Below are 20024 nucleotides of genomic sequence, written 5' to 3'. Positions count from 1 at the left end.
AAATACGTGGTTGGGTGAATCTCCTGTTTCATGAACTGCGTGCCGCTCCTGACGGAGCTCAATCATTTTCTTTCTTCAAACTACAAGCATTTCGTCCCTACGGGACTTCTCCAGGGAACCTCAACGAATGAACGGAATCATCTTAAGAATGTCGCCTGCTTCGTTTCTTTGCGATCCTTTGCGGCTTTGCGTGAGAAGCTTTTTCGTGAGCATCACGCGACTTCCGATTTCTTGGATGTCGTGAAGCCCCTGATCAGCTCCAATGTATCTTCGATGTTCGCAACGGATGCGGGGGTGATAAAGATCGTATTGTCTCCTGCAAGCGTTCCCAGGATGGCCGGGTGGCGCATGCCGTCTATGAGCTCCGCAACACCCTGCGCCCGGCCCGGCAGCGTCTTGATGACGATCATGGTTTCGTTGGATTCGATGCGCTCTATTTCATACCCGATGAGCGGCACAAGTCTCCGCTCTTCGCTTTCAATGTTGAGCACGTAACGGACCCGGTCTGCGCTGTGAACACGTGCGATGCCGAGTTCCTTCATGTCGCGCGACAAGGTTGCCTGCGTCACCGAATGACCAGCCTTTTCCAGCGCCTGACACAGCTCGTCCTGGTTCGAGATCATCTGTTGTCCGATGATTTGTTTAATCGCGAAATGTCTGCGTTGCTTGTTCATGTTCCCTCATAATCTGTTTCAGACAATTCAGTGCGTTGTTGTAGATGCCCACCTATTCATCATGCACCATCTGCGTTCCGATACCTTCGTCTGTGAAAATCTCGAGGAGCAGCGAATGCTTGATACGACCGTCGATGATATGAACCTTGTTTACTCCGGCATCCAGCGTGTCAAACGCAGAGGTGACTTTTGGAATCATACCGCCAAAGATTGCCCCATCCTGAATAAACTTGTCCGCTTGAGACTTGGTCAGCGTCGAAACAAGCTTGTCTTTCACGAGGATGCCTTCTGTGTCACTCAGGTAGACGAGCTTTTCGGCCTTGAGCGCGCTCGCCACCGCGCCGGCCGCAAGATCCGCGTTGATGTTGAACAATTGCCCGTTCTCCCCCATGCCTATCGGAGCTATCACGGGCATCATCGAGTTCTGCAGCAAGAGACCGAGGAACGGAAGGTTTACGTTCGTAATCTCACCGACAAGTCCCAAATCTGTCCCGTTTGCCACAAGCTTGCGGGCCCTCAGCAACATGTTGTCCACACCGCAGAGTCCTATCGCGTTACCGCCGTTCGTGTTGATCAGGTTCACGATCTCTTTGTTGACAAGTCCCGCCAGCACCATGAGCACCACCTCGATCATCTTCTCATCGGTGTATCGCTGACCGTCGACAAACGTTGTGTCCACGCCGAGTGCGCTCGCCGTTTGGGTGATCTCTTTCCCGCCGCCGTGAACAATGATGATATTGACGCCTATTTTCCGCAGGATCGTGACGTCCTTCGCGAACGTCTGCTTCAGCTTCTCGTCCGTCATCACCGCTCCGCCGTACTTGATCACAAACGTCTTTCCTTCATACGTTTGTATGTACGGCAGCGCTTCGATGAGCACTTCTTCTTTTCGCGTGGCGTCGATCATGACCGGTAGCTCGCATTAATGTGAACATATTCCTTCGTGAGATCGCACGTCCAGAAGCGTGCAAACTGGCTCCCCTGGTTCAGGTCAACAACGATGATGACTGAATCTTTCAGAAGCAGTTCCTTTGCTTTTTCCTCATCCAGAACGATTTCGTAGTTCTTCTTGAGAACGGGAAGTTCACCGAACGAAATCTCGACGTTATCCGGGTTGAAATCGACTCCAGAGTAACCGACCGCGGCCAGGATCCGGCCCCAGTTGGCATCGGCACCGTGGATCGCGGTTTTGACGAGATTTGAGTTCGCAACCGCTTTCGCCGCTTGCGCCGCTTCGTCCTCTGACCTCGCTCCTTTTACCATAATTTCTACGAGCTTGGTCGCCCCTTCGCCGTCCTTCGCAATCATCTTTGCCAGCTTGATCAGCACGTATTCCAGGGCTGCGCCGAAGAGTTGAAACTCCTCTGAGTGCTCCGTCAACGGCACGTTGCCGGCCAGCCCATTCGCCATGACGAGCACCATATCGTTCGTGCTCATATCACCGTCCACCGTGATGCGATTGAACGAGCGGTTATTGGCGGCCCGAAGCGCCTTCGACAATAAATCCTGCGAAATCGCGACATCGGTGGTAATGAACGCGAGCATGGTTGCCATGTTCGGCGCAATCATGCCCGATCCTTTTGCAGTCCCTCCAATTGTCACGACCTTTTTCCCAAGCGTGAAATGGACTGCGGCTTCCTTCGGGAATGTGTCCGTGGTCATGATCGCCTCGGCAGCATCGCCGTTACCGTTCGTGCTCAATTTCGCTGCCAGTTCAGGGATGGCCGGCAGAACCTTTTCCATCGGCATATACTGACCTATGACGCCGGTGGAAGACACCATCACCTGTTCCTCGGGCACATTCAGCGCTCTTGCCGTGGCTTTCACCATGTCCCACGTGTCATTCAAACCTCGTTCTCCTGTACACGCATTGGCGTTACCGCTGTTGACGACCACCGCCGAGCACACTGTGGAGCGCTTGAGCTGGATCTTGTCTACCAGCACGCATGCGGCCTGAGTCTTGTTGAGCGTAAATACTCCTGCCGATATGGCGGGCACTTCGGACACGATCATCGCGATGTCCTTCTTGACCTTCCGTATGCCGCAATACATACCTGCCGCCCGGAAACCTTTCGGAGCAGTTACGCCCCCCTGGCAATCATCCATAGAAATTGTTATCACGAGAGAAGTCCCTCCGTCTCATTGATTCCAAACATTAAATTCATATTCTGAACCGCCTGTCCCGCGGCTCCCTTGATAAGATTGTCGATTACTGAGAGGATAATAAGCTGATTGTTATCAGTGTAGACCCTGAAGCCGATGTCCACAAAGTTTGTATGGTTGACATTCCTTATCTCCGGTATCGCCGTCTCGGAGATCCGGATGAACGGCTCGCGGCCGTAATGCTTCTGAAACGCGGCCATGACATCAGACTGTGTGACGTTCTTCGCAAGCGGAGCATAGATGCTTGTGTAAATGCCGCGCGTAATCGGGAGGAGATGCGGAACGAACGTGAGCGACACCGATGTGCCGCTGATTTCCTCGAGCGTGGTCTTGATTTCCGGGATATGCTGATGCACGCCGACCTTGTATGCTTTCACCGATTCATTGACTTCTGTGAATGAAAGATCGGCACTCGCGCTGCGCCCCGCTCCGGACACTCCCGACAGGGAGCTGATGGTGATACCGTGAGACTGCACGATCCCTTCTTTTAAGATCGGCGCCAGCGGCAGGATCGCGCTCGTGGCGTAGCAGCCGGGATTAGCAATCAGGGAAGCCGATATGATGTGCTCACGGTTCCACTCCGGAAGTCCGAATACCGCTTGATGCAGAATGTTTTTTGCCTTATGTTCATGGTTGTAGAACTTCTCGTACAGAGAAACATCCTTGAGGCGGAAATCGCCGCCGAAATCGATCACTTTCTTTCCGCGCCCCAAAAGTTCGGGGACAAGGTTCATCGCTTCTCCCGACGGCAGTGCAATAAACACGATGTCGCTCGTGCTGGCTGCATCAACAGAGTACGGCTCATACACCGAATCCACTCTGCTCCCAAACCACGGGTAGAGATCTGTGACTCGTTTGCCAACCGAGCTGTTTGCGAAGAGTTTTTCAATCCTCACCTGCTTGTGTCGCAGCAGGATCTTCATCAGTTCTGCGCCGGAGTATCCTGAGGCGCCAATAATTGATGCCGAAATCGTCGTTGCCACTTTGATCCATCCAGATTAATGATGGATAAATATACAAGTGTTTGCATAAATATGCAAGGCATTTGTGTGGTAATATGGAGTTTTTGATTCCACATGGAATATTTTGGGGATGCAGATGCTATAGGGCGGATTGTACCTGATACTCAAGAAGGGATGACCAAACATGGGCTTCACGTGCGGAATCGTAGGACTTCCGAACGTCGGAAAGTCAACATTGTTCAACGCGATCACCTCAGCAGACGCAGCAGTCGCTAACTATCCCTTCTGCACAATCGATCCGAACGTCGGCATTGTCCCGGTCCCCGATCGCCGCCTCGACAGACTTACTGAAATCTACAAACCCGCAAAGACCGTCCCCACAACACTTGAATTTCTTGATATCGCCGGACTTGTCCGGGGCGCCAGCAAAGGAGAAGGCCTCGGCAACCAGTTTCTTTCCCACATCGGCAGTGTCGATTCCATCGCCCATGTTGTCCGCTGTTTCGACGACACCAATGTTATTCACGTCGACGGTTCAGTAAATCCAAAGCGGGACATCGAGATCGTTGAGACCGAACTCATCCTGAAAGACATCGAAACAATAGACCGGAAGCGCACCGAAGCTGAGAAGCGCGCAAAATCAGGTGATAAACATGCCCGGGACGAGGTTGCATTCTATCCCCGCGTCCGCGACCATTTGTCCGCTGGCCGGCTCGCCCGATATTTCTCGACAACACACGACGACGAAAATCTCTGGCTCCGAGACCTCCATCTCCTCACGAACAAGCCCGTCATGTACATCTGCAACGTCCACGAGAGACATTCTTCAACAGAAAGCGACTATGTGGCACAGGTGCGCGCCGTTGCAGCGAAAGAATCCGCTAAAGTCGTTCTCATCAGCGCTGAGGTTGAGGCAGAGATTGCCGACCTGCCCGAAGCAGAACGAGCTCCATTCCTGCAAGAGCTTGGAATGAAGGAATCGGGATTGAACCAGCTTATCCGCGAAGGATACGACCTTCTCCGGCTGATCACGTTCTTCACGGTCAACCCCAAAGAGCTGCACGCATGGACGATCCCGAACGGGACGCATGCCGCTGCCGCTGCAGGAGTCATTCACACTGATTTCGAGAAGGGGTTTATTCGGGCGGAGATTTTGAAGTATTCAGATCTTGATCGCACCGGGTCAGAACACGCTCTCAAGGAGGCAGGCTTGCTTCATGTTCACGGAAGGGATTACGCTGTCGAAGACGGGGATGTGATGTTTGTGAGGTTTAATCTGTAGCAAGAAAGCGCTTCGGAATTGTCGATGGTTCGACACTTCGCTGCGCTCAGTGCATGCTTCGCTCACCACAAGTTTGCGATTGCCGAGTGTCGATTCCGTCTACCGTCTTACGTCTACCGTCTCACTTCTTACGTTTAAGCCCCGCATTGGTTCCGAAATGAATTTCGGATTACACTCCCGTCTAACGTTTGACGTCTTACGTTTTACCGCTTGGGACTTTTCTTGATGCCGCCTTCATCTTTATCTCCTTCCGCGCCTTCTTCTTCGCCTTTTCTTCCACCAGATCACCATACAATTCCGGCCGCCGCGACGCCGTCACTGCGAGTGTGCGATCCTGCTTCTCGTTGAAATAGAAAGGCGTAATCCGTTTGGCGCTCAGGTCCAGGTCATATGTCAACAGACCGATACGCCGCCCCATGTCGGCGAGCACAAGTCCATCCCGCCCTATCACGCTGCTCCGTCCGATCATCTTGCCTGGCATCCACTCTCCTTCGGGATAACCATAGCATGATGAAACAACCGGAAGTCCCGTGTCCACTGCACGCGCACGATAGCGGATCTCCCAGTCCACTTCCCCCCAGCTCCCCTGCACATGGGGGAACAACAGGAGATCGGCTCCCCTCAGCATGAACACCTGGGCGACTTCGGGATACTCGATGTCCATGCAGGTCATAATGCCGACGGATGCGCAGTCGAGTTTGTATACCGTGAGATCATTTCCCGGCCTGATCCCGATTCCCTGCTCCGGCATTGTAGGATGCGCTTTCTGGTAGCATCCAATGATTGTGCCGGTCCTGTTGAAGAGAACCACCCAGCTTGAGAGCACCCCCTTGTATGTACCTAACATCGGCAAGGCCACGTTCATCTTGAATTTTGCTGCGCGTCTGGCAACCGCCTTTGTAAATGCTCCCGGAATGGGGTCGGGGACATACTCCTTCTTGTCCTCAGACCACGTCCTGTGGTGCAGATTGGCGTACTCACCGAAGAGAACAAGATCCGATTTTCGCTTGCCTGCGAGCTCCAGCATCTCAAGGATTTGTGCCAGGTTCTTCTTCTGCTTCTCTTCAAATGAAGCACCATCAATGACGGTTGGAAGCTGAGCGGCACCGATGCGAACTATTGATTTCATAGACCGGAACCCTCCTTCGATCGTGACTGACCCCTCGTAAGGTAAAGAATGGCAAAGCCCAGCAACAGACTCATCACGCCGGCAACAACATTGAGCGATGATGATGCAATCAACGTTGACGGCGCAAAAACGCACGCAATCATGATCAAGCCCATGATCACACAGATTTTGCCAATGAGGACGTATGCCCCGAGGCCAACTGGTTTGAGATGGGCCGATTCCCGATGAGCCGGCGTTTGCAGATCCTTTTCCAGGGCAATCAATCCGGCATGACGAGGGTCGTCAGGATTGAACCAAAATGCTGATCCGAAGAAGACAACCGATGCCGCAATCGATTCACTCAGCATGTTTCTGGCAAAGGCCTGATCGCTCCAGAGACCAAGCGCCATGAGAGTCAGCGCAAGGATGATCGCGGCACTGCACGACGCCATCCCAGACCACCACGGAGTGCGTCTGTACAAAATCCCGAGGAACACTGGCATCATGAACGCCGCGGTGAGGGAATAAAATTGCAGAGCAAACTGAAACGCTCCGCCAAACTTTGGAATATAGAATGCCACCCAGATGCCGAGTACGCCAACGATGAACATCGATGAGCGTGCAACCCGCAGCTGATTTCTTTCCGTAGGCACTTTCTTGCCCCATCGTTTGCTCAGCGGGACGTACATGTCCCTCGTGACTGTAGCCGAGAGCCAGTTGAATGTGTCACCCGATTGTCCAAGGGTCGCAGAAAGAATGGCAGACACGACGAACCCGATGAGTCCATGCGGCAGAAGCATCAGCACGAGGCTGACAAACGATGCCTCCGCAGGAACTGCGAGTGACGGCCAGAGTCTCCCCATGTCCGGAAAGATGATCCTGGCTGCCATCACAGGGAGAATCCACAGGAGTGGACCGACAACGGAAAGCACAGCGCAAAGCATGGCCATCTTCTTTGTGTCGCGCTCGTCGGCGACGCTGCTGTATCGTTGAACCAGCGCCCACCCCACATTGTATCCCAACATCACGTTGAGGAAATACGCGAGAAGGAACAGGGGCTTTGCCGTATCCCCGCTCAGTCTTAGAAAACCATCAGGGGCTTCAGCGATCAATCTCTTCACTCCGCCCATAAATCCCTGACCCTCTCCCAGGTAGAAGAACGCAACCGGGAAGATGATGAATGTCATGATCGTGACGATGATCGCCTGCACAGAATCGGAAATAACCGCAGCCCAGAGTCCGCCGATGACCGAATAGACAACCATGACCGTACCGACAAGAACAATCGAAAGTTGAAAGCCGCTAAGAGTCACAAATCCCAGATCGAAAATCCGCTCATTGAACCCGAGCGCCGTCGAGATAAAGATGCAGAGAATGTAGAGACCCTGGCCGATGCCGACGATGTTCGGTATGATTGCGGTAACGGAATAGAAATAGGTAGTTGAAGGCGAGTAACGGCGCGTCAGAAAGCTCAGAGGTGATGCAAGCCGTGCCCGCCGCCAGAGCCTGCCGAAGAAGAAGTAGCCGAGCAGGTACGCCCAGAGAGCAGATGTGAAAATCAGTGCAGCCCCAATTCCGTTCAAGTACGCGAAGCCGGCTGCCGCGACAAACATAAACGCAGAATATCCCGCAACCCAGTTTGACAGTCCGGCGATGACCCACGGAATCTGCCCCCCTCCTTTGAAGTATTCCTCTGTGTTCTTGTTCTGTTTTGCAGCATAGATGCCGACCCAGATGATGACGACAAAATGCAGGGTTATCAGTACATAGTCGAGAAGGTTAACGGTATTGAAAACAGGCATAGAGGACTATCCCATGAGTTCTGCAGCTGGCCAATATCCGGCGCCCTTTGAGGCCCGGCACGGAAAGAGAACATCCCGAAGATCACGATAAGCGGTGAACACCCCTTTTTTTTCCCTCTTCACATACCCCTCGTAGTACTTTCCCTTCACACCCTTCAGGAACTGCTCAACATGTATTGCAGGGACAGCGTTGACTGTGCAACCGCCAAATCCGGCTCCTGTCAGACGCGCGCCGAGAGCGCCATGGTCCCTTGCGACGGAAACAAGGGCTTCCAGCTCAGGACAACTGATCTCGTAGTCGTCCCGGCAGCTGGCGTGCGATTGATTCATCAGTGATCCAATTTCTGCCGGGTTTCCTTCCTGCAACGCGTGCACCATCAAATGCACCCGCTCTGCCTCTGACACCACATGGCGATATCGATTCCAGACGCGAAAACCCTTTGGGGGCTCTTTGAACGTGCTCCCGTCCTGCAGCGTACAGAGTTCTTTCTCAATGCTCTCAGGCGTCTTGCCAAGCCGTTGCGCAATTTCATTGAGTGAGAGCGGGCGTTCGCCGATCACTGCCAAAGCCCATCCATTCACGACTGCCCTCTCTATGCCAAGCCGTTCTGCAGAGAGGTCGGCAAGCCGGAGTGGTGAAATCTTTGTTCCCGTATTCTCTCTAACGGCTTTTGTTAGAAGTGCCGTGGCCATCCTGCATTCGATCACCCGCCGGTTATACTCATAGCGAACGCTTTCGCTCTTCGGCGCACGAATCAAGCTGTTGCAGACCACGAAGACCATGTTTTCCGGAAGAGGGATGGACTCTGTTCTCAGAGGAAAGAAATCGATTTTCAACGCTGTTCCTGTCTCCGCCAACAACGAGACTGCCTGGTCCATGCCGCCCCCCTCACTGCCGACATAGCGTTCGGCGCGGGCAAGCAGGTCTGCAAGTACAGGTGCCTCAACCTTCGTGTTGTTCGCCGCAAGGAACGCCAGTGCGGATGCCACAACCAGCGCCGACGATGAAGACAAGCCCGCAGACTCCGGAATTGTCCCACCGACAATGGCATCGAAACCATGTGCATGCTTCGGATCGACCCAACCGGCTTCGAGAATCCCGTGTACGGCGGCCTTCACGTAGTTTCCCCAGTCCCCCTGCGGATACGGGGAGAGGGGCAATGCTGCATTGAAGGTTTTTATTTCGAAGGAGGGGTCTTCGTTCCGCAGCTGAACGGTCAGGCCCGGTGCAGCAGCAACGACAAAGACAAAATCCCGATCGATGGCCATCGGAAGCACGGGATAGCCGTTGTAGTCGGTGTGTTCGCCGATGAGGTTTACGCGGCCTGGTGCGCGGACAATGTATTGCGGCGTACCAGAACAATGAGTCCCGAATAGCCTGGTGAGGCGATCATAGCGGGCATGGTGTGCGGCAAGCTCTCCGGGAGGGCAGTTGTACAGTGCAAGCAAGACATCCGGGGATGGGTGTTGCAGAGGACGCACGAAAGTATTCGCGTTCGTTGTGATGGGATGACCGTGTCCGCCATTGTTTGGGCGGAAGGGACGCTACCACTCCATTGTGGCGAAGTGCTTCGCCAGATACTCCCGTGTGATCGGAATATCTTCCTTGTACGTCAAATCGGGCACGTGTTCTTTCAGGGGGAGCGTTATCAGTGACCGTGGATTCGCTTTGACCATGTTCGTCACAGCCGTGACGAGTTCCTTTTCCTGGCGGACAGGGTTTTCGGGACAGTCCCGTAATGGCCCGAACATCATGGAATAGTTCAGCCGGAAAATATTCATGCTGACACGGAGGGTTCCGTCGCTCGAGCGAAGGCTGTCGAGCTCTTCGATGTTCGGCTTCTCAACGATCTCCAGCAAAAATCCCTCCGCATCCTTTTTCGTGATGCCGAATTGAGCGATCCTTGTTTGATCGAACTCGAGGCCCGACCGGTCATAATCGATGAGTGCGTTGGGCGCGGCGGACTCAAGGAGCATTGTAAAAGAGCGAACGGTATAGAGGTTGTCACTGTTGCAGACGATGAAGTCTCCCCCTTCCCAATCGGGCCGGCTCAAGAGCGCTTGTGTCAGAGCATCCGATGTCCCGATAGGTTTCTTCCTGCCTGGAGGGATTCGCTGGATGGCATACGAAATACGCAGCCCATGGAAATCGTTCTCACGGTCCCTGGAACCGTAGTACCGGCGCAATTCGGAATCGTGCTCGGCAATGACGATCACGATGTCCTGAAGCCCGGCGTGCTTCATGTTGTTCAACAGGTAATCGAGAAACGGACGTCCTCCCTCGCCGACCGCGATCATACCTTTTGTCCGCTCCGCCGCCTGCCGGACGAGCTCCGCGTCCAGGCGAGGATCCACCGATGAGTTTTTCATCCTTGAGGAGATGCCGCCAGCCAGAATCACCGCGCGTTTGTCGCCCCTGCTCATGTGTTATATTCCCCTGCGTTTCGCTGCAGCGTATTCGGCCGCGTACGCTGCTCCATCGAAGCCTTCTTCCGCCGGGACTTCCGAGAGATAAATCCTGCCGCCATGCTGCCGGGACAGTTTTGCTGCTATCAGGATTTTTGCCGCCTCCAGCGGTGCTTCCAGAGAGAAGGAAACATCTTTCTTGTTCACAATATCTATGAAGTTCTGCAGGAAGGGCTCATAAATCCGTGTCGGATCGACTCGCATCGTGTGCATACCGGTCGTTGAGTAAAGACACATCGACCATTCATGAAATGGCTGCTGAAGCTGAAGCAACAGAACAAATCCGTTATGGTAGGTTACAGCGATAACCGATGATTTGTTCTCCGCTACATAGTCAACGTAGTTGGCCCCGGTGCCAACCATCCCCTGCGCCAGTTCTGTCGTGTGAATGCCGTAGCTGAAAAAGTCTCCCGGCCCGGTTGCAATCGCTGTCGATACTTCTCCAACCCGATCAGCCTGTGAACGGAGCATGCCGATCTCCTGGGCAAAACGAAGGGCGGAGCCTCCGTACACGGGTGTGCCGTGCGTGACCTGGAGCTCGAGCAGCGTATAGATGTCTCGCACTTTCCCCACGATCGGCTTGTCGATCAGCACCGGCTTCCCGGCTACGATAAACGGGTACGCACGGTCGACGTGTTTATCCCAATTCACGCCGTGAACCATGACTGCATCGACATGGTCGATCATGTCTTCAAGCCGCTTGCAGACGTTGGGAATGTCATTTTCTTTCGCGAACCGTTCGTCGTACCCCTCCGGCCACACATCGCGTCCGTCCCACAGTGCGTTGACTTTCACACCGGGCATGGCGTTGAGGATTTTTGTAAAGGTCTTCGGATGAGACGTGTCGAGATCAACCAGGCCGATGCGAATCATGTGAGAATCCTTTACGAGGTTTTCCGGGACAAGAATTTTGTCTTCACAAGATCATATTGCGTAGCGAGAACAACCCCCACCAGGACGAGGACCGACCCTGTGATTTCAGTGGGTGACATGCTTTCACCGAACCATAGTATCCCCGAGGCAACAGCGATCACAGGTATTACATATCCAACCATGGAAAGCACAACGATATCCACACGCACAAGAAGCGCAAAATACACCGCGAAGGGTATGGCCGAGGCAACAATGCCGAGATACAGCGTGGAAAGCACCAATCCTGTTGTCAGCTCTATCCTCGGAAGCCCGTTGATGAAACTGAATGGCAGCGTCTCAAGTGCGGCGATAATCAAAATCGCCGTCATAAACCCGTATTGATCTTTTCCCTTGAAATGCTTCCGCGCATAGACCTGGCCATATCCATTGGCGATCGATGTAATCAGGATTGCCAGACCGGCAAGCACAGCCATGCTTGTAAAATCGAATATGGGCTTGTCTGAAAACAGGAGCACGATACCCAGAAAGCCGATGACAAGACCGCCGGTCTTGGCAAATGTAAATTGTTTCTCGCCGAGCATGTAGTACACGCAGATGGCGACAAAGAACGGCGTTGTGCTCTGGATGATCGCCCCGAGCCCCACGTTGATATAGAGAAGCGCCCACGAGATGAATGCCATGGGAATTCCCACCCAACACGTCCCCGAGATGAAGGCAACCCAGAACGTCTGTCGATCAAGAGTTTCCTTGTCCTTCCGTGTGCTCCGCCACGCGTACAGAAAGATACCGCCGATGAGACTCCGGAGGGCTGCAAAGAGCATCGGATCGCAGTCACGAAGGCCTATTTTGGCGATCGGCCACGCCATTCCCCACACAACGGCGAGGAAAGCAACAGCCAGCGTATCGAGCAGACGAGAAGGCTTCAACGATGCGCTCACTGACAAGACTCCTCCACCAAAGGGACCTACGGAATGGCTAGAATAATGTTAAGTACGACTTAAATACCGCTGAAGCAAGAGTTTCGTCTTCTCGGAAACCTGGTGCGACGCATTGCTCATAGCATCCGCCTCTGTCGTCTGTCCATCCATCAACGACTCGAGATCGGCAAGAGCATTGCTGTTCACGAACAGCTCCCGCTCTCCTTCAATTCTGCCGACCACTGCAACAACCGGCACCGTAAACTTCCGGGCGCGTTCAATGACACCAGAGAGCGCCTTCCCATACTGGAGCTGCCGGTCAATCTTCCCTTCACCCGTGATGACGAGATCGGATTCCCTCAGGCGTTCTTCGAACTTCGTTACCCGCAGGATGAGATCGATCCCGCTCAACAGTGTGCCGCCGCAAAATGCGACGAGACCGGCACCGAGACCACCGGCAGCCCCGCCGCCGGGGAGGGAGAGCACGTCGATGTTCATCTGCGATTCAATAGTTCTGCCGAAGTGCTCGAGCGCTTTGTCCAACACCGACACATCGGAAAGTGTTGCCCCCTTCTGAGGCCCATACACCGCGGAAGCGCCTTCTCTTCCGCACAACGTGTTTTGCACGTCGCAGGCCACAAGAACTTCAACGTTGTCGAGACGCTCATCTTTCTGCTCCAGATCGATGCGCGTGAGATTCACAAGCTCTGCCCCGCCGCGCCCGATCGGCTTTCCGGCGGAATCCAGAAACTGAACGCCCAACGCTTCGGCCATCCCCGCTCCCCCGTCATTCGTTGCACTCCCGCCGATTCCAATGACGATGGAGGTGACTCCGGCGTCAAGTGCGGCCTTGATGAGTTCGCCAACTCCGGCCGTCGTTGTGATGTTCGGATTCCTGAGTTCCCTCGGAACATGCGGCAGACCGGCCGCTTCAGCCATTTCAATGATGGCCGTCGAACCGTCTGCCGACAATCCCCATCGTGCCGTGATGCGTTGACCCGGGAGAGGACCACTGACCATCGAGCTAACGATGCGGCCCCCGAGAGCAGGCGTCACAACATCGACCAGTCCTTCTCCTCCGTCAGACACCGGTTGCTTCATCACCGTTGCGTCGGGGATCGCCAGCAACACGCCCCGTTCCATTGCGAAAGCCGCTTGCTGAGCGGTCATCGACCCTTTGAACGAATCCGGCGCTATGAGAATACGCATTGACACGGTGTGTTACACTTATCCTTTGTAGTCCGTAAATCCCGGCACGCGCCACTGGAAATCCGGATCCACGTACGGTTCGTCATTTTCGTGCCCCTTCATCAGGGCGATTTTCCGCTTCAGCTGCTCACCGAAGTTCTTATAGTAGATGAATGTCGTCTCGCCGACATCGGAGAGAATCATCCAGTTTGTCCTTGACGTTTCCCAGAGTGTGAGCAGTGTTTTGGTATTTGCGATTTCGTCGAGCACCATTTCCTTCAGCAGCCTGCGCGATTCCTTTTTGATCTTCCGGTCCTTCGACTCGAGATATCCATGAACACCGGCGACCCAGGCAGTCACGTTCCGCTGCGTACGATACCAGCAATACAGCGCTCGCATCCTGTCCGTAGTGTCCTCAATGCACGCAAGCGCAGAGTCCGTCGTTGCTCTGGTCTTCATCTGCCGGAGAAGCTTCAAGGCCGCATCGAGTTCGGGGAAGAGGTCCCGATCGACCAGCTTCAGGCAATGATACGCGTGCGCCGGATCGACAAGGTCGAATCCGACGTCGTAGCGGAAGTCCACACGGCAGCGATTATGAGAGGTCGCGAGCAGGAAGTTCTCATAGTACTCCCGGTCTTTTTCGGAGATGGCTTCCACGTTCGGAACAATCGGCCGTGTGGCGAGGCGGTACCAGTTTCCCCATGACGAATAGATCCAGATCGGAAGCGGGAACGATCGGTACGCTTCATCCGAGTGTTTCCACACTTTCACAAGATCAGCCGCCAGAGATTCGCCAACCCATGCGGCCGCTTTTTCCTGCAGGAACACATCGAGGTCGAGGCTCGCATTCGCCTGAAACGACCGCACCAGCTCCTGGTTGATGTTATACGGAGCAAACGACTGCGGCGTGGCACTCCCGTTGAAGCATGGGGTCGTCACTCCCTGTTTCGCCATGTCCGTTAATTTGTCATACACTAAACCTGGGAACGCAATCCCCAGGAGCGGCTCGTGATTCCAGATGGTTCCGGGATTGAAATAAACGTCTGCTTCCGACTTCTTTTTCCGAAGTTCTTCGATGATGGGTTTCTCCGCGTCGACGAACCGGTTGTGGAGGGCTGTGCCATGAATCTCGCGCGCTTCCTTGTATTTCGGATGCTGATAGGCAAGCTTCCACCCTTTTGTCAGGAGCGATGATACTTCGACGTCGACCCCGTCACCCAGCTGTTTCCAGATGTAATCGTGCTCGACCCAGAATGGTTCGAGCCGGATGAGTGTTCTGAAATTCGGATTCACGGTGCGTCCTGCATCGCGCAGTGTTTTCATAAAGCGCATGAGATTGTTCGCAGCAGCCTCCGCGATCTCTGTATCTCCTTTCCATTCTCGAATGACGTAACCGCTGCCATTGCGGCCAACGTAGAGCGAATTCGTGTATTCGAATCCTGCCCCGCTATCGTTTGACCACACCGACATGTATTCCAGAGCCGGCACTTCCCGTAGCAGATTTCCCACCATTTCCGCGTAATGTTCCCGCACTACCGGATGTGCGATCGAGAGATTGTATCGGGGATGCCAGCTGCGAATAGGATGATCGACACGTGCGCCGCGAAGCATCGGGTAGCGTTCAAGGAGGTTGTCGGGAACCGAGCGGGGTTCGAAACAGACAAGACCCGGTGCAAGCCCGTATTTTTCAGCCAGGGCTGCGTTTGTTTTCAGGAAATTCAGGTTTGCCTGGAGATAATCATCATCATAGATTCCTTTGTTCAGGCGGCTGGAAACGAATTGATCAAGCGAAGGGCAGTACGTATAGAAACGATGCAGCAGTTCTCCCTTTGGACCGCGCTCAAAGGGAACGGCAAACGCAAGTCCGTTCACCTCGGCATGCGAGAAGCCGAGCCTGGCAAGATTCCGCACATGTGCTTCCCGGTCGAAATTACGCACCGTGCGCGCGTGCTGCGTAAGAAAGAGATCGTAGACCGGGCGGAGGTTCTGAAATGAGGGATGGACGATTTTCCCTTTCGCAAACTCCTCCACCGCCATGCCTTTCCAATCTTCGGCAATCATTGTGTAAAGATAGTAGAGGAGGTGAGGACGTGAGGCAAGCAGTTCGATTCCCGATCCGCTTTTGGCCCGCACCATCATCCAGTCTTTCGATTCATCGAGACCGGCATGAATACTCTGCCATTTCTTCTTTTCTCTGACGACAGCGACGCGGATACTTCCGGGGGCAGCGGTCAAACCTGCGCTGTGCTTGATATCCACACGATGACCAGCGATCGCTTGAAGTTCGTGAGCGACGGTCTGTTCGACCTGCATCGAAGGGGTTGTGGTATGGATGACTTTTGCCTGTGAGAGCGCTTCAATGATAGTGGGCATGATATACCTTCAGACTAAGTGATCGATAATGGAAGAAAAGCCAGTGTTCACTGTTCGGCGGTTATATATTCAAGGGGCGCGGCCTGCTCACGGTGCATGGAACGGAGCGCCCGTCCCTCGGAACTGCAATAGATCAAAGACCATAGCTTGCAGCGGAAAACAAATGTCCGTATTTGTCCTGCATCGACGCCATCAAGTCCTGCTCATCGGAAGGCAGAGAGTCCAGTTCCCGGCTGATCCTCTCCAGCCATTCGATTTCCCTGGAATTCAAATCGAGCGTTTTCTTCTCCACTCCTTCGCGCATGATTGAAACTGATTCCTTCGCGGCACCAAGTGTCATCGCATAGTGGTTCGACTCCCTGACGATTGCCGCAGCTATTCTCGCCGTTGCATCGGGCGACAGAATATACGCCTGCGGACTCAGGTGGATATCCGACTCCACCAGGAGCTTCTGATATGCCGCTTCCGTTCCCGTCTGGAGCGCTTTATTAAACAAGCGGCAGTCGTACGCGAGCAATTCGAGATATGCCTCCGGCGCAGGGCCGGACAGCAACCGTACGTTTTGTACAGATTCGTTGCTCCAAAGGTCGCACATTGCGGCGGCAACATTGCCAACCGGGCTGAAATGCGCACAGCTCGCAGACTTTCCTTCCATCGCGATGGGAGTCCCTGTAATCGCCTTTATTACCGGCCCCTCATAGGCACAATCCTTTGAAGGACCCTGGGCACCGCATTCATATGCGACGAGGCTTCGAACGGCGCTTGCCGCCCGGACAACCGTGGCGAGAACTTCCGGAAGCATTCCCTGCGAGGAGAGCTGCATCGCCGTGTTTGCGAAGCCGCAGGCGGAATCTCCGCCGGCAACGACATTGTGAGCAGAACACACTGCAACAATCTTCTTCCAGAGAAACTCCATGTCCCGCGGTGCCAGCACGCCGAGCGCAAAGATAATTCCTTCTACGTCCCCGTAGAGCAGAGCTTCGTCATGGACTTCCTTCGCACCCACGGACTCAATGGAGAGTACATCTGCTCCGGCCGCTGCACATTGCTCGAACGACTGCAACAGCGCTTCGACCGGTTTCCCGAATCGAAGGTCGGGTGGACGGGTGACGTCCCGGATATCAGTCGGCGTGACGCGCAACGCACACGGCAGGCCAAAATCGTCATGGGCTTGCTTGAGGTGCCTGTGCAGAAGAGCAGTGATCTCTGCTCCCCAGGACGGGTGTTCCGTCATCGGAGGAAGGAGTTCGTATTCTATCATCAGGCCGGGAATCTTCATCCGTTTCGCAGCACGCTGAACGATCGCTCCAATCTCCTCGTAGTGGCCGACGACCGTTTTCCACGTTGACTCATCGAGTGCCATGGTCGGGAGCGTGAAGTTGAGTTCTGGATAGACCTCCCCTTTGCCAAGCTCCAACCCAAATCCGCATTTGACTGTCGTGGCTGACCTGCCAAACATCAAACCTGATGCCGTTGGAATGGCCAGCGCCTTGAAATATCCCGACATGGACAACCCCCTTTTGTTCTCTCTGTTATCCGCGAAGCCCAAGGAGCTGTTTGACTGTATCCACCGCAAGGACCGCATCACGGGCATACCCGTCAGCCCCGATCTCATCGGCGAACTTCTGGTTCACCGGCGCACCGCCGATGATGATCTTCACGTTGGACCGGAGCCCGGCTTCACTGATCGCATCCAGTGTCGTCTTCATGTTCAGCATCGTGGTTGTAAGCATTGCTGAAAGACCGAGTACCGCCGGCTGGTGTGTTGTGATCGCTTCAACGAATTTTTGCGTTGAGACGTTGAGTCCGAGGTCGACAATTTCGAATCCGGCCCCCTGCAACATAATGCCGACTAAGTTCTTTCCGATGTCATGCATGTCGCCTTTGACGGTCCCCAAGAGCACCTTCCCACGCGATTGCGCCCCTTCCCGTAACAGGTGCGGCTTCAGGATTTTCAGCGATCCATGCATCGCACTTGCCGATTGCAGGACCTCCGGCAGGTACATTTCTCCGTTTCGCATTTTCTCCCCAACGACAGCCATGCCCGCGATCAATCCGTCATTGAGAATCGTCTGTGGCGATAGACCCGTGTCCACTAATTGTTGAGTCAGCTCGGCAACTTTTTGAGCTTGTCCCTGTTCCAGCAGCAACGCGAGATCGTGCAGTTCCTTCATGGCCTTTTCTTCTTGATCGGTGAATGAGGGTGTTCCTGTTTCGTCAAACGGACTTTCAGCCCGAGACGGCTCGTGTCTTGTATTCTTGTATCGCTTCCCGCATCGCGGTCAGATGGGAGACCGGAGTCCCGTATGGCAGAACTGCAGATCCGAGGATGAATCCCGGATAGCCATTTGATTCTTCAAGGCTCTTGAGCGCACGCTGACGAACTTCGTCCGAGGTGATTTCAAGAAAATCCGATGAGCTGATGTTACGGCGGAATGCTCGCCGTGTTTTTGAACATCGTTCAAGGAATTCCCGGACATCCGCTTTTGTGTCGCAAAGGATATTGTTTGCACCGGTCTCAAGATACGCATCCAGGATTTTTGTGGTGTTGCCGCCGATAATCAGCGGGACATGCCGCACACCAAGCTCATGGAAGTGCGTGATGATCTCCTGTGTCGGCGGCAACACGAACTCGCGGTACATGTCCGGCGAGAGGAGATCGGGTGAAGCGTGCGAATCAAACACAACGACGCCACACCCCAGCTCAATAAACGCCTTTCCGTACTGTTTGATGACTTCCGACGCAAACTTCAGCAGGGCTTTGACCAGATCTGGCTTCATCATCAGAAGCAGGAAGAAATTTCCCGGGCCAGCCAGATGCGCCGCAAGCGAGAACGGTCCCGAGACCGCGCCACGTATCGGGATTTCCTTCCCAAGCACCTTTATAACATTTTGGGCCGCTTCAAGGTTCAACGGCATTCTGCCGTCCTTTTGCGGGTCCGGCATCCTGAGAGACGCTATATCGTCCGATCCGTGAAAGACAGCACCGTGAGATCCAATGGCGGGGACAGAGTTATCGTTTCCCTCATAGTACGTCACGGAGCAACCGAGCGCTTCTGCTTCGACGTTGTACACATCGATGCCGAGGATGAGTGCATCCGCCTGGACACGTTCATATTCCGCCAGCATAGCCGTTGTCAGCAAGCGAGCATCACGGGCCACCCGCGATGGTGTCTCCCCCACAAACCATGCTTTGTGTTCGTAGATGGCAGGCAGAAAAGGGACTTGATCTGGGGTTTCCCCATTGAGAACACTCAGATAGCGATTATTCATGCCGATTCATATCCTCAGATTCGCTGCATGACGACTTCAGATTCCAGCCTGGTAATGTCTTCCAACGCCAGCGATGCCACATCCCAGACCCGGGCATTTGCGGCGCCGGCAGCTGTTCCGAACGCGAGGCATCGCTCAAATTTCCACCCCTGGCGAAAACCATAAAGGATCCCGGCAATCATGGCATCCCCCGAACCGGTGGCGTTCACCGCTTTCACTGCGGGTGGCGTGATTCTCCAATAATGCCCCTGAACACCGGCGAAAAACGATGCTCCCCCATCTGAGATGATGCAATAGCGAGCCCCTTTTGCGAACAGGAAATTTATCGCATCAACGTGATCGGCCGGAGTGTGCAGTGTCCTGCCGTATGTGACTTCGAACTCTCTTTTATTCGGCTTGACCAGTGTCGGCGGTGCCTTCATAGCGAGCTCGAAGGCCTTCCCATACGAATCGAGCACGCTGGGCACGCCCGTTTTGTGCGCCATCACAATTGCCTCATAGAACAGATCGTCCGCTTCATGACCCGGCGAACTTCCTCCACAGACGATCCAGGTGCTCGTGGATAGTAGTGATGCAATCTTCTTGTTGAGTTCGTGCACATACAGGACATCGATTCCGAGCGACGGCTCAAACATTGCTGTCCACGTTCCGTCAGGTTCTAGGTATGTAACCCCATCCCGCGTCATTGCATCCGTCATGATAAAATCATGATCGACCTTTTCCTGGCTCAGGAGCCGGGCCATAACACCTCCGACCTCTCCCCCCAGAAATCCCGTCGCGAGAGTCTTGATGCCCAAACGCTTCAGCTGCCGGGAAACGTTAATACCTTTGCCTCCCGGGACCATTTCCATGGCTTTTGCCCGATGGATGAGGCCCCGTTCCAGCCGCTCGATGTGAACGGTCTTGTCGAGCATGGGATTCAGTGTGATCGTAAGAATCATAT

The 20024-nt window shown here is 54.2% G+C and carries 17 protein-coding genes; 1 reads left to right on the top strand and 16 read right to left on the bottom strand.

Going from position 1 to position 20024, the window contains the following annotated elements; genetic code table 11:
- Positions 1-212: 212 nt before the first annotated feature.
- Genes NTU47_00570 through argC form a run of 4 tightly spaced genes read right to left on the bottom strand, consistent with a single transcriptional unit; the run spans position 213 to position 3820 of the window.
- A complete protein-coding gene (locus NTU47_00570) occupies positions 213-674 on the bottom strand; it encodes a hypothetical protein (protein MCX6132276.1) in 462 nt (153 codons plus the stop codon).
- A gap of 52 nt (positions 675-726) precedes the next feature.
- Entirely contained in the window at positions 727-1581 is an 855-nt protein-coding gene (gene argB, locus NTU47_00565; protein ID MCX6132275.1) for an acetylglutamate kinase, read from the bottom strand.
- Positions 1578-2795, bottom strand: coding sequence for a bifunctional glutamate N-acetyltransferase/amino-acid acetyltransferase ArgJ (gene argJ / locus NTU47_00560; protein MCX6132274.1), 1218 nt, complete (start codon positions 2793-2795; stop codon positions 1578-1580). The genes argB and argJ overlap by 4 nt, the downstream gene beginning before the upstream one ends.
- Complete coding sequence (gene argC, locus NTU47_00555; GenBank protein MCX6132273.1) at positions 2792-3820, bottom strand: N-acetyl-gamma-glutamyl-phosphate reductase; 1029 nt, start codon at positions 3818-3820, stop codon at positions 2792-2794. The genes argJ and argC overlap by 4 nt, the downstream gene beginning before the upstream one ends.
- Before the next feature lie 163 nt (positions 3821-3983).
- On the opposite strand from argC, the gene ychF reads away from it, so the two are divergent.
- Positions 3984-5081 carry a redox-regulated ATPase YchF gene (gene ychF / locus NTU47_00550; protein MCX6132272.1) on the top strand — a complete coding sequence of 366 codons (1098 nt, stop codon included), beginning with the start codon at positions 3984-3986 and terminating at the stop codon, positions 5079-5081.
- Positions 5082-5277: 196 nt separating this feature from the next.
- On the opposite strand, the gene NTU47_00545 is transcribed toward ychF, so the two are convergent.
- From NTU47_00545 to NTU47_00490, 12 genes are all read right to left on the bottom strand, one after another.
- Positions 5278-6210: a carbon-nitrogen hydrolase family protein gene (locus NTU47_00545; GenBank protein ID MCX6132271.1), complete on the bottom strand. Its 933-nt coding sequence runs from the start codon at positions 6208-6210 to the stop codon at positions 5278-5280.
- On the bottom strand, positions 6207-7991 hold the full coding sequence (locus NTU47_00540; GenBank protein MCX6132270.1) for a hypothetical protein: 1785 nt from the start codon (positions 7989-7991) through the stop codon (positions 6207-6209). Before NTU47_00540 ends, NTU47_00545 begins: the two co-directional genes overlap by 4 nt.
- 6 nt (positions 7992-7997) lie before the next feature.
- Positions 7998-9473, bottom strand: coding sequence for a galactokinase (gene galK / locus NTU47_00535; protein ID MCX6132269.1), 1476 nt, complete (start codon positions 9471-9473; stop codon positions 7998-8000).
- Between the two features lie 63 nt (positions 9474-9536).
- On the bottom strand, positions 9537-10415 hold the full coding sequence (locus NTU47_00530) for a sugar phosphate nucleotidyltransferase (GenBank protein MCX6132268.1): 879 nt from the start codon (positions 10413-10415) through the stop codon (positions 9537-9539).
- 3 nt (positions 10416-10418) lie between these two features.
- Positions 10419-11330, bottom strand: a complete 912-nt coding sequence (locus NTU47_00525; GenBank protein ID MCX6132267.1) for a Gfo/Idh/MocA family oxidoreductase — start codon at positions 11328-11330, stop codon at positions 10419-10421.
- A gap of 11 nt (positions 11331-11341) precedes the next feature.
- Positions 11342-12268 (bottom strand): DMT family transporter, encoded by a 927-nt coding sequence (locus tag NTU47_00520; protein ID MCX6132266.1) that lies wholly within the window; start codon positions 12266-12268, stop codon positions 11342-11344.
- Between the two features lie 48 nt (positions 12269-12316).
- Positions 12317-13456, bottom strand: coding sequence for a glycerate kinase (locus NTU47_00515; protein MCX6132265.1), 1140 nt, complete (start codon positions 13454-13456; stop codon positions 12317-12319).
- Between the two features lie 18 nt (positions 13457-13474).
- Positions 13475-15808, bottom strand: a complete 2334-nt coding sequence (locus tag NTU47_00510) for a hypothetical protein (GenBank protein MCX6132264.1) — start codon at positions 15806-15808, stop codon at positions 13475-13477.
- Positions 15809-15941: 133 nt separating this feature from the next.
- Positions 15942-17315 (bottom strand): hypothetical protein, encoded by a 1374-nt coding sequence (locus NTU47_00505; protein MCX6132263.1) that lies wholly within the window; start codon positions 17313-17315, stop codon positions 15942-15944.
- Positions 17316-17340: 25 nt separating this feature from the next.
- The gene (locus NTU47_00500; GenBank protein MCX6132262.1) at positions 17341-17982 is read right to left on the bottom strand and encodes a corrinoid protein; all 642 of its coding nucleotides are present in this window, start codon (positions 17980-17982) and stop codon (positions 17341-17343) included.
- Positions 17983-18037: 55 nt separating this feature from the next.
- A complete protein-coding gene (locus NTU47_00495) occupies positions 18038-19081 on the bottom strand; it encodes a uroporphyrinogen decarboxylase family protein (protein MCX6132261.1) in 1044 nt (347 codons plus the stop codon).
- Between the two features lie 14 nt (positions 19082-19095).
- On the bottom strand, positions 19096-20022 hold the full coding sequence (locus tag NTU47_00490) for a 1-phosphofructokinase family hexose kinase (protein ID MCX6132260.1): 927 nt from the start codon (positions 20020-20022) through the stop codon (positions 19096-19098).
- Positions 20023-20024 lie beyond the last annotated feature (2 nt).

The organism is Ignavibacteriales bacterium (assembly GCA_026390595.1).
In the GTDB taxonomy this organism is placed as follows: Bacteria; Bacteroidota; Ignavibacteria; order UBA10030; family UBA10030; genus UBA9647.
The sequence above is the reverse complement of the archived record's forward strand: the minus strand, read 5'-3'. Positions and strand labels throughout refer to the sequence as shown.

Bases quoted from the DNA above. Each gene is read 5' to 3' on its own strand.
- NTU47_00570 (MCX6132276.1), bottom strand. From the start codon at position 674: ATGAACAAGCAACGCAGACATTTCGCGATTAAACAAATCATCGGACAA.
- NTU47_00540 (MCX6132270.1), bottom strand. From the start codon at position 7,991: ATGCCTGTTTTCAATACCGTTAACCTTCTCGACTATGTACTGATAACC.
- NTU47_00530 (MCX6132268.1), bottom strand. From the start codon at position 10,415: ATGAGCAGGGGCGACAAACGCGCGGTGATTCTGGCTGGCGGCATCTCC.
- NTU47_00500 (MCX6132262.1), bottom strand. From the start codon at position 17,982: ATGAAGGAACTGCACGATCTCGCGTTGCTGCTGGAACAGGGACAAGCT.
- NTU47_00515 (MCX6132265.1), bottom strand. From the start codon at position 13,456: ATGCGTATTCTCATAGCGCCGGATTCGTTCAAAGGGTCGATGACCGCT.
- ychF (MCX6132272.1), top strand. From the start codon at position 3,984: ATGGGCTTCACGTGCGGAATCGTAGGACTTCCGAACGTCGGAAAGTCA.
- NTU47_00525 (MCX6132267.1), bottom strand. From the start codon at position 11,330: ATGATTCGCATCGGCCTGGTTGATCTCGACACGTCTCATCCGAAGACC.
- NTU47_00495 (MCX6132261.1), bottom strand. From the start codon at position 19,081: ATGAATAATCGCTATCTGAGTGTTCTCAATGGGGAAACCCCAGATCAA.
- NTU47_00510 (MCX6132264.1), bottom strand. From the start codon at position 15,808: ATGCCCACTATCATTGAAGCGCTCTCACAGGCAAAAGTCATCCATACC.
- NTU47_00505 (MCX6132263.1), bottom strand. From the start codon at position 17,315: ATGTCGGGATATTTCAAGGCGCTGGCCATTCCAACGGCATCAGGTTTG.
- NTU47_00545 (MCX6132271.1), bottom strand. From the start codon at position 6,210: ATGAAATCAATAGTTCGCATCGGTGCCGCTCAGCTTCCAACCGTCATT.
- argB (MCX6132275.1), bottom strand. From the start codon at position 1,581: ATGATCGACGCCACGCGAAAAGAAGAAGTGCTCATCGAAGCGCTGCCG.
- NTU47_00490 (MCX6132260.1), bottom strand. From the start codon at position 20,022: ATGATTCTTACGATCACACTGAATCCCATGCTCGACAAGACCGTTCAC.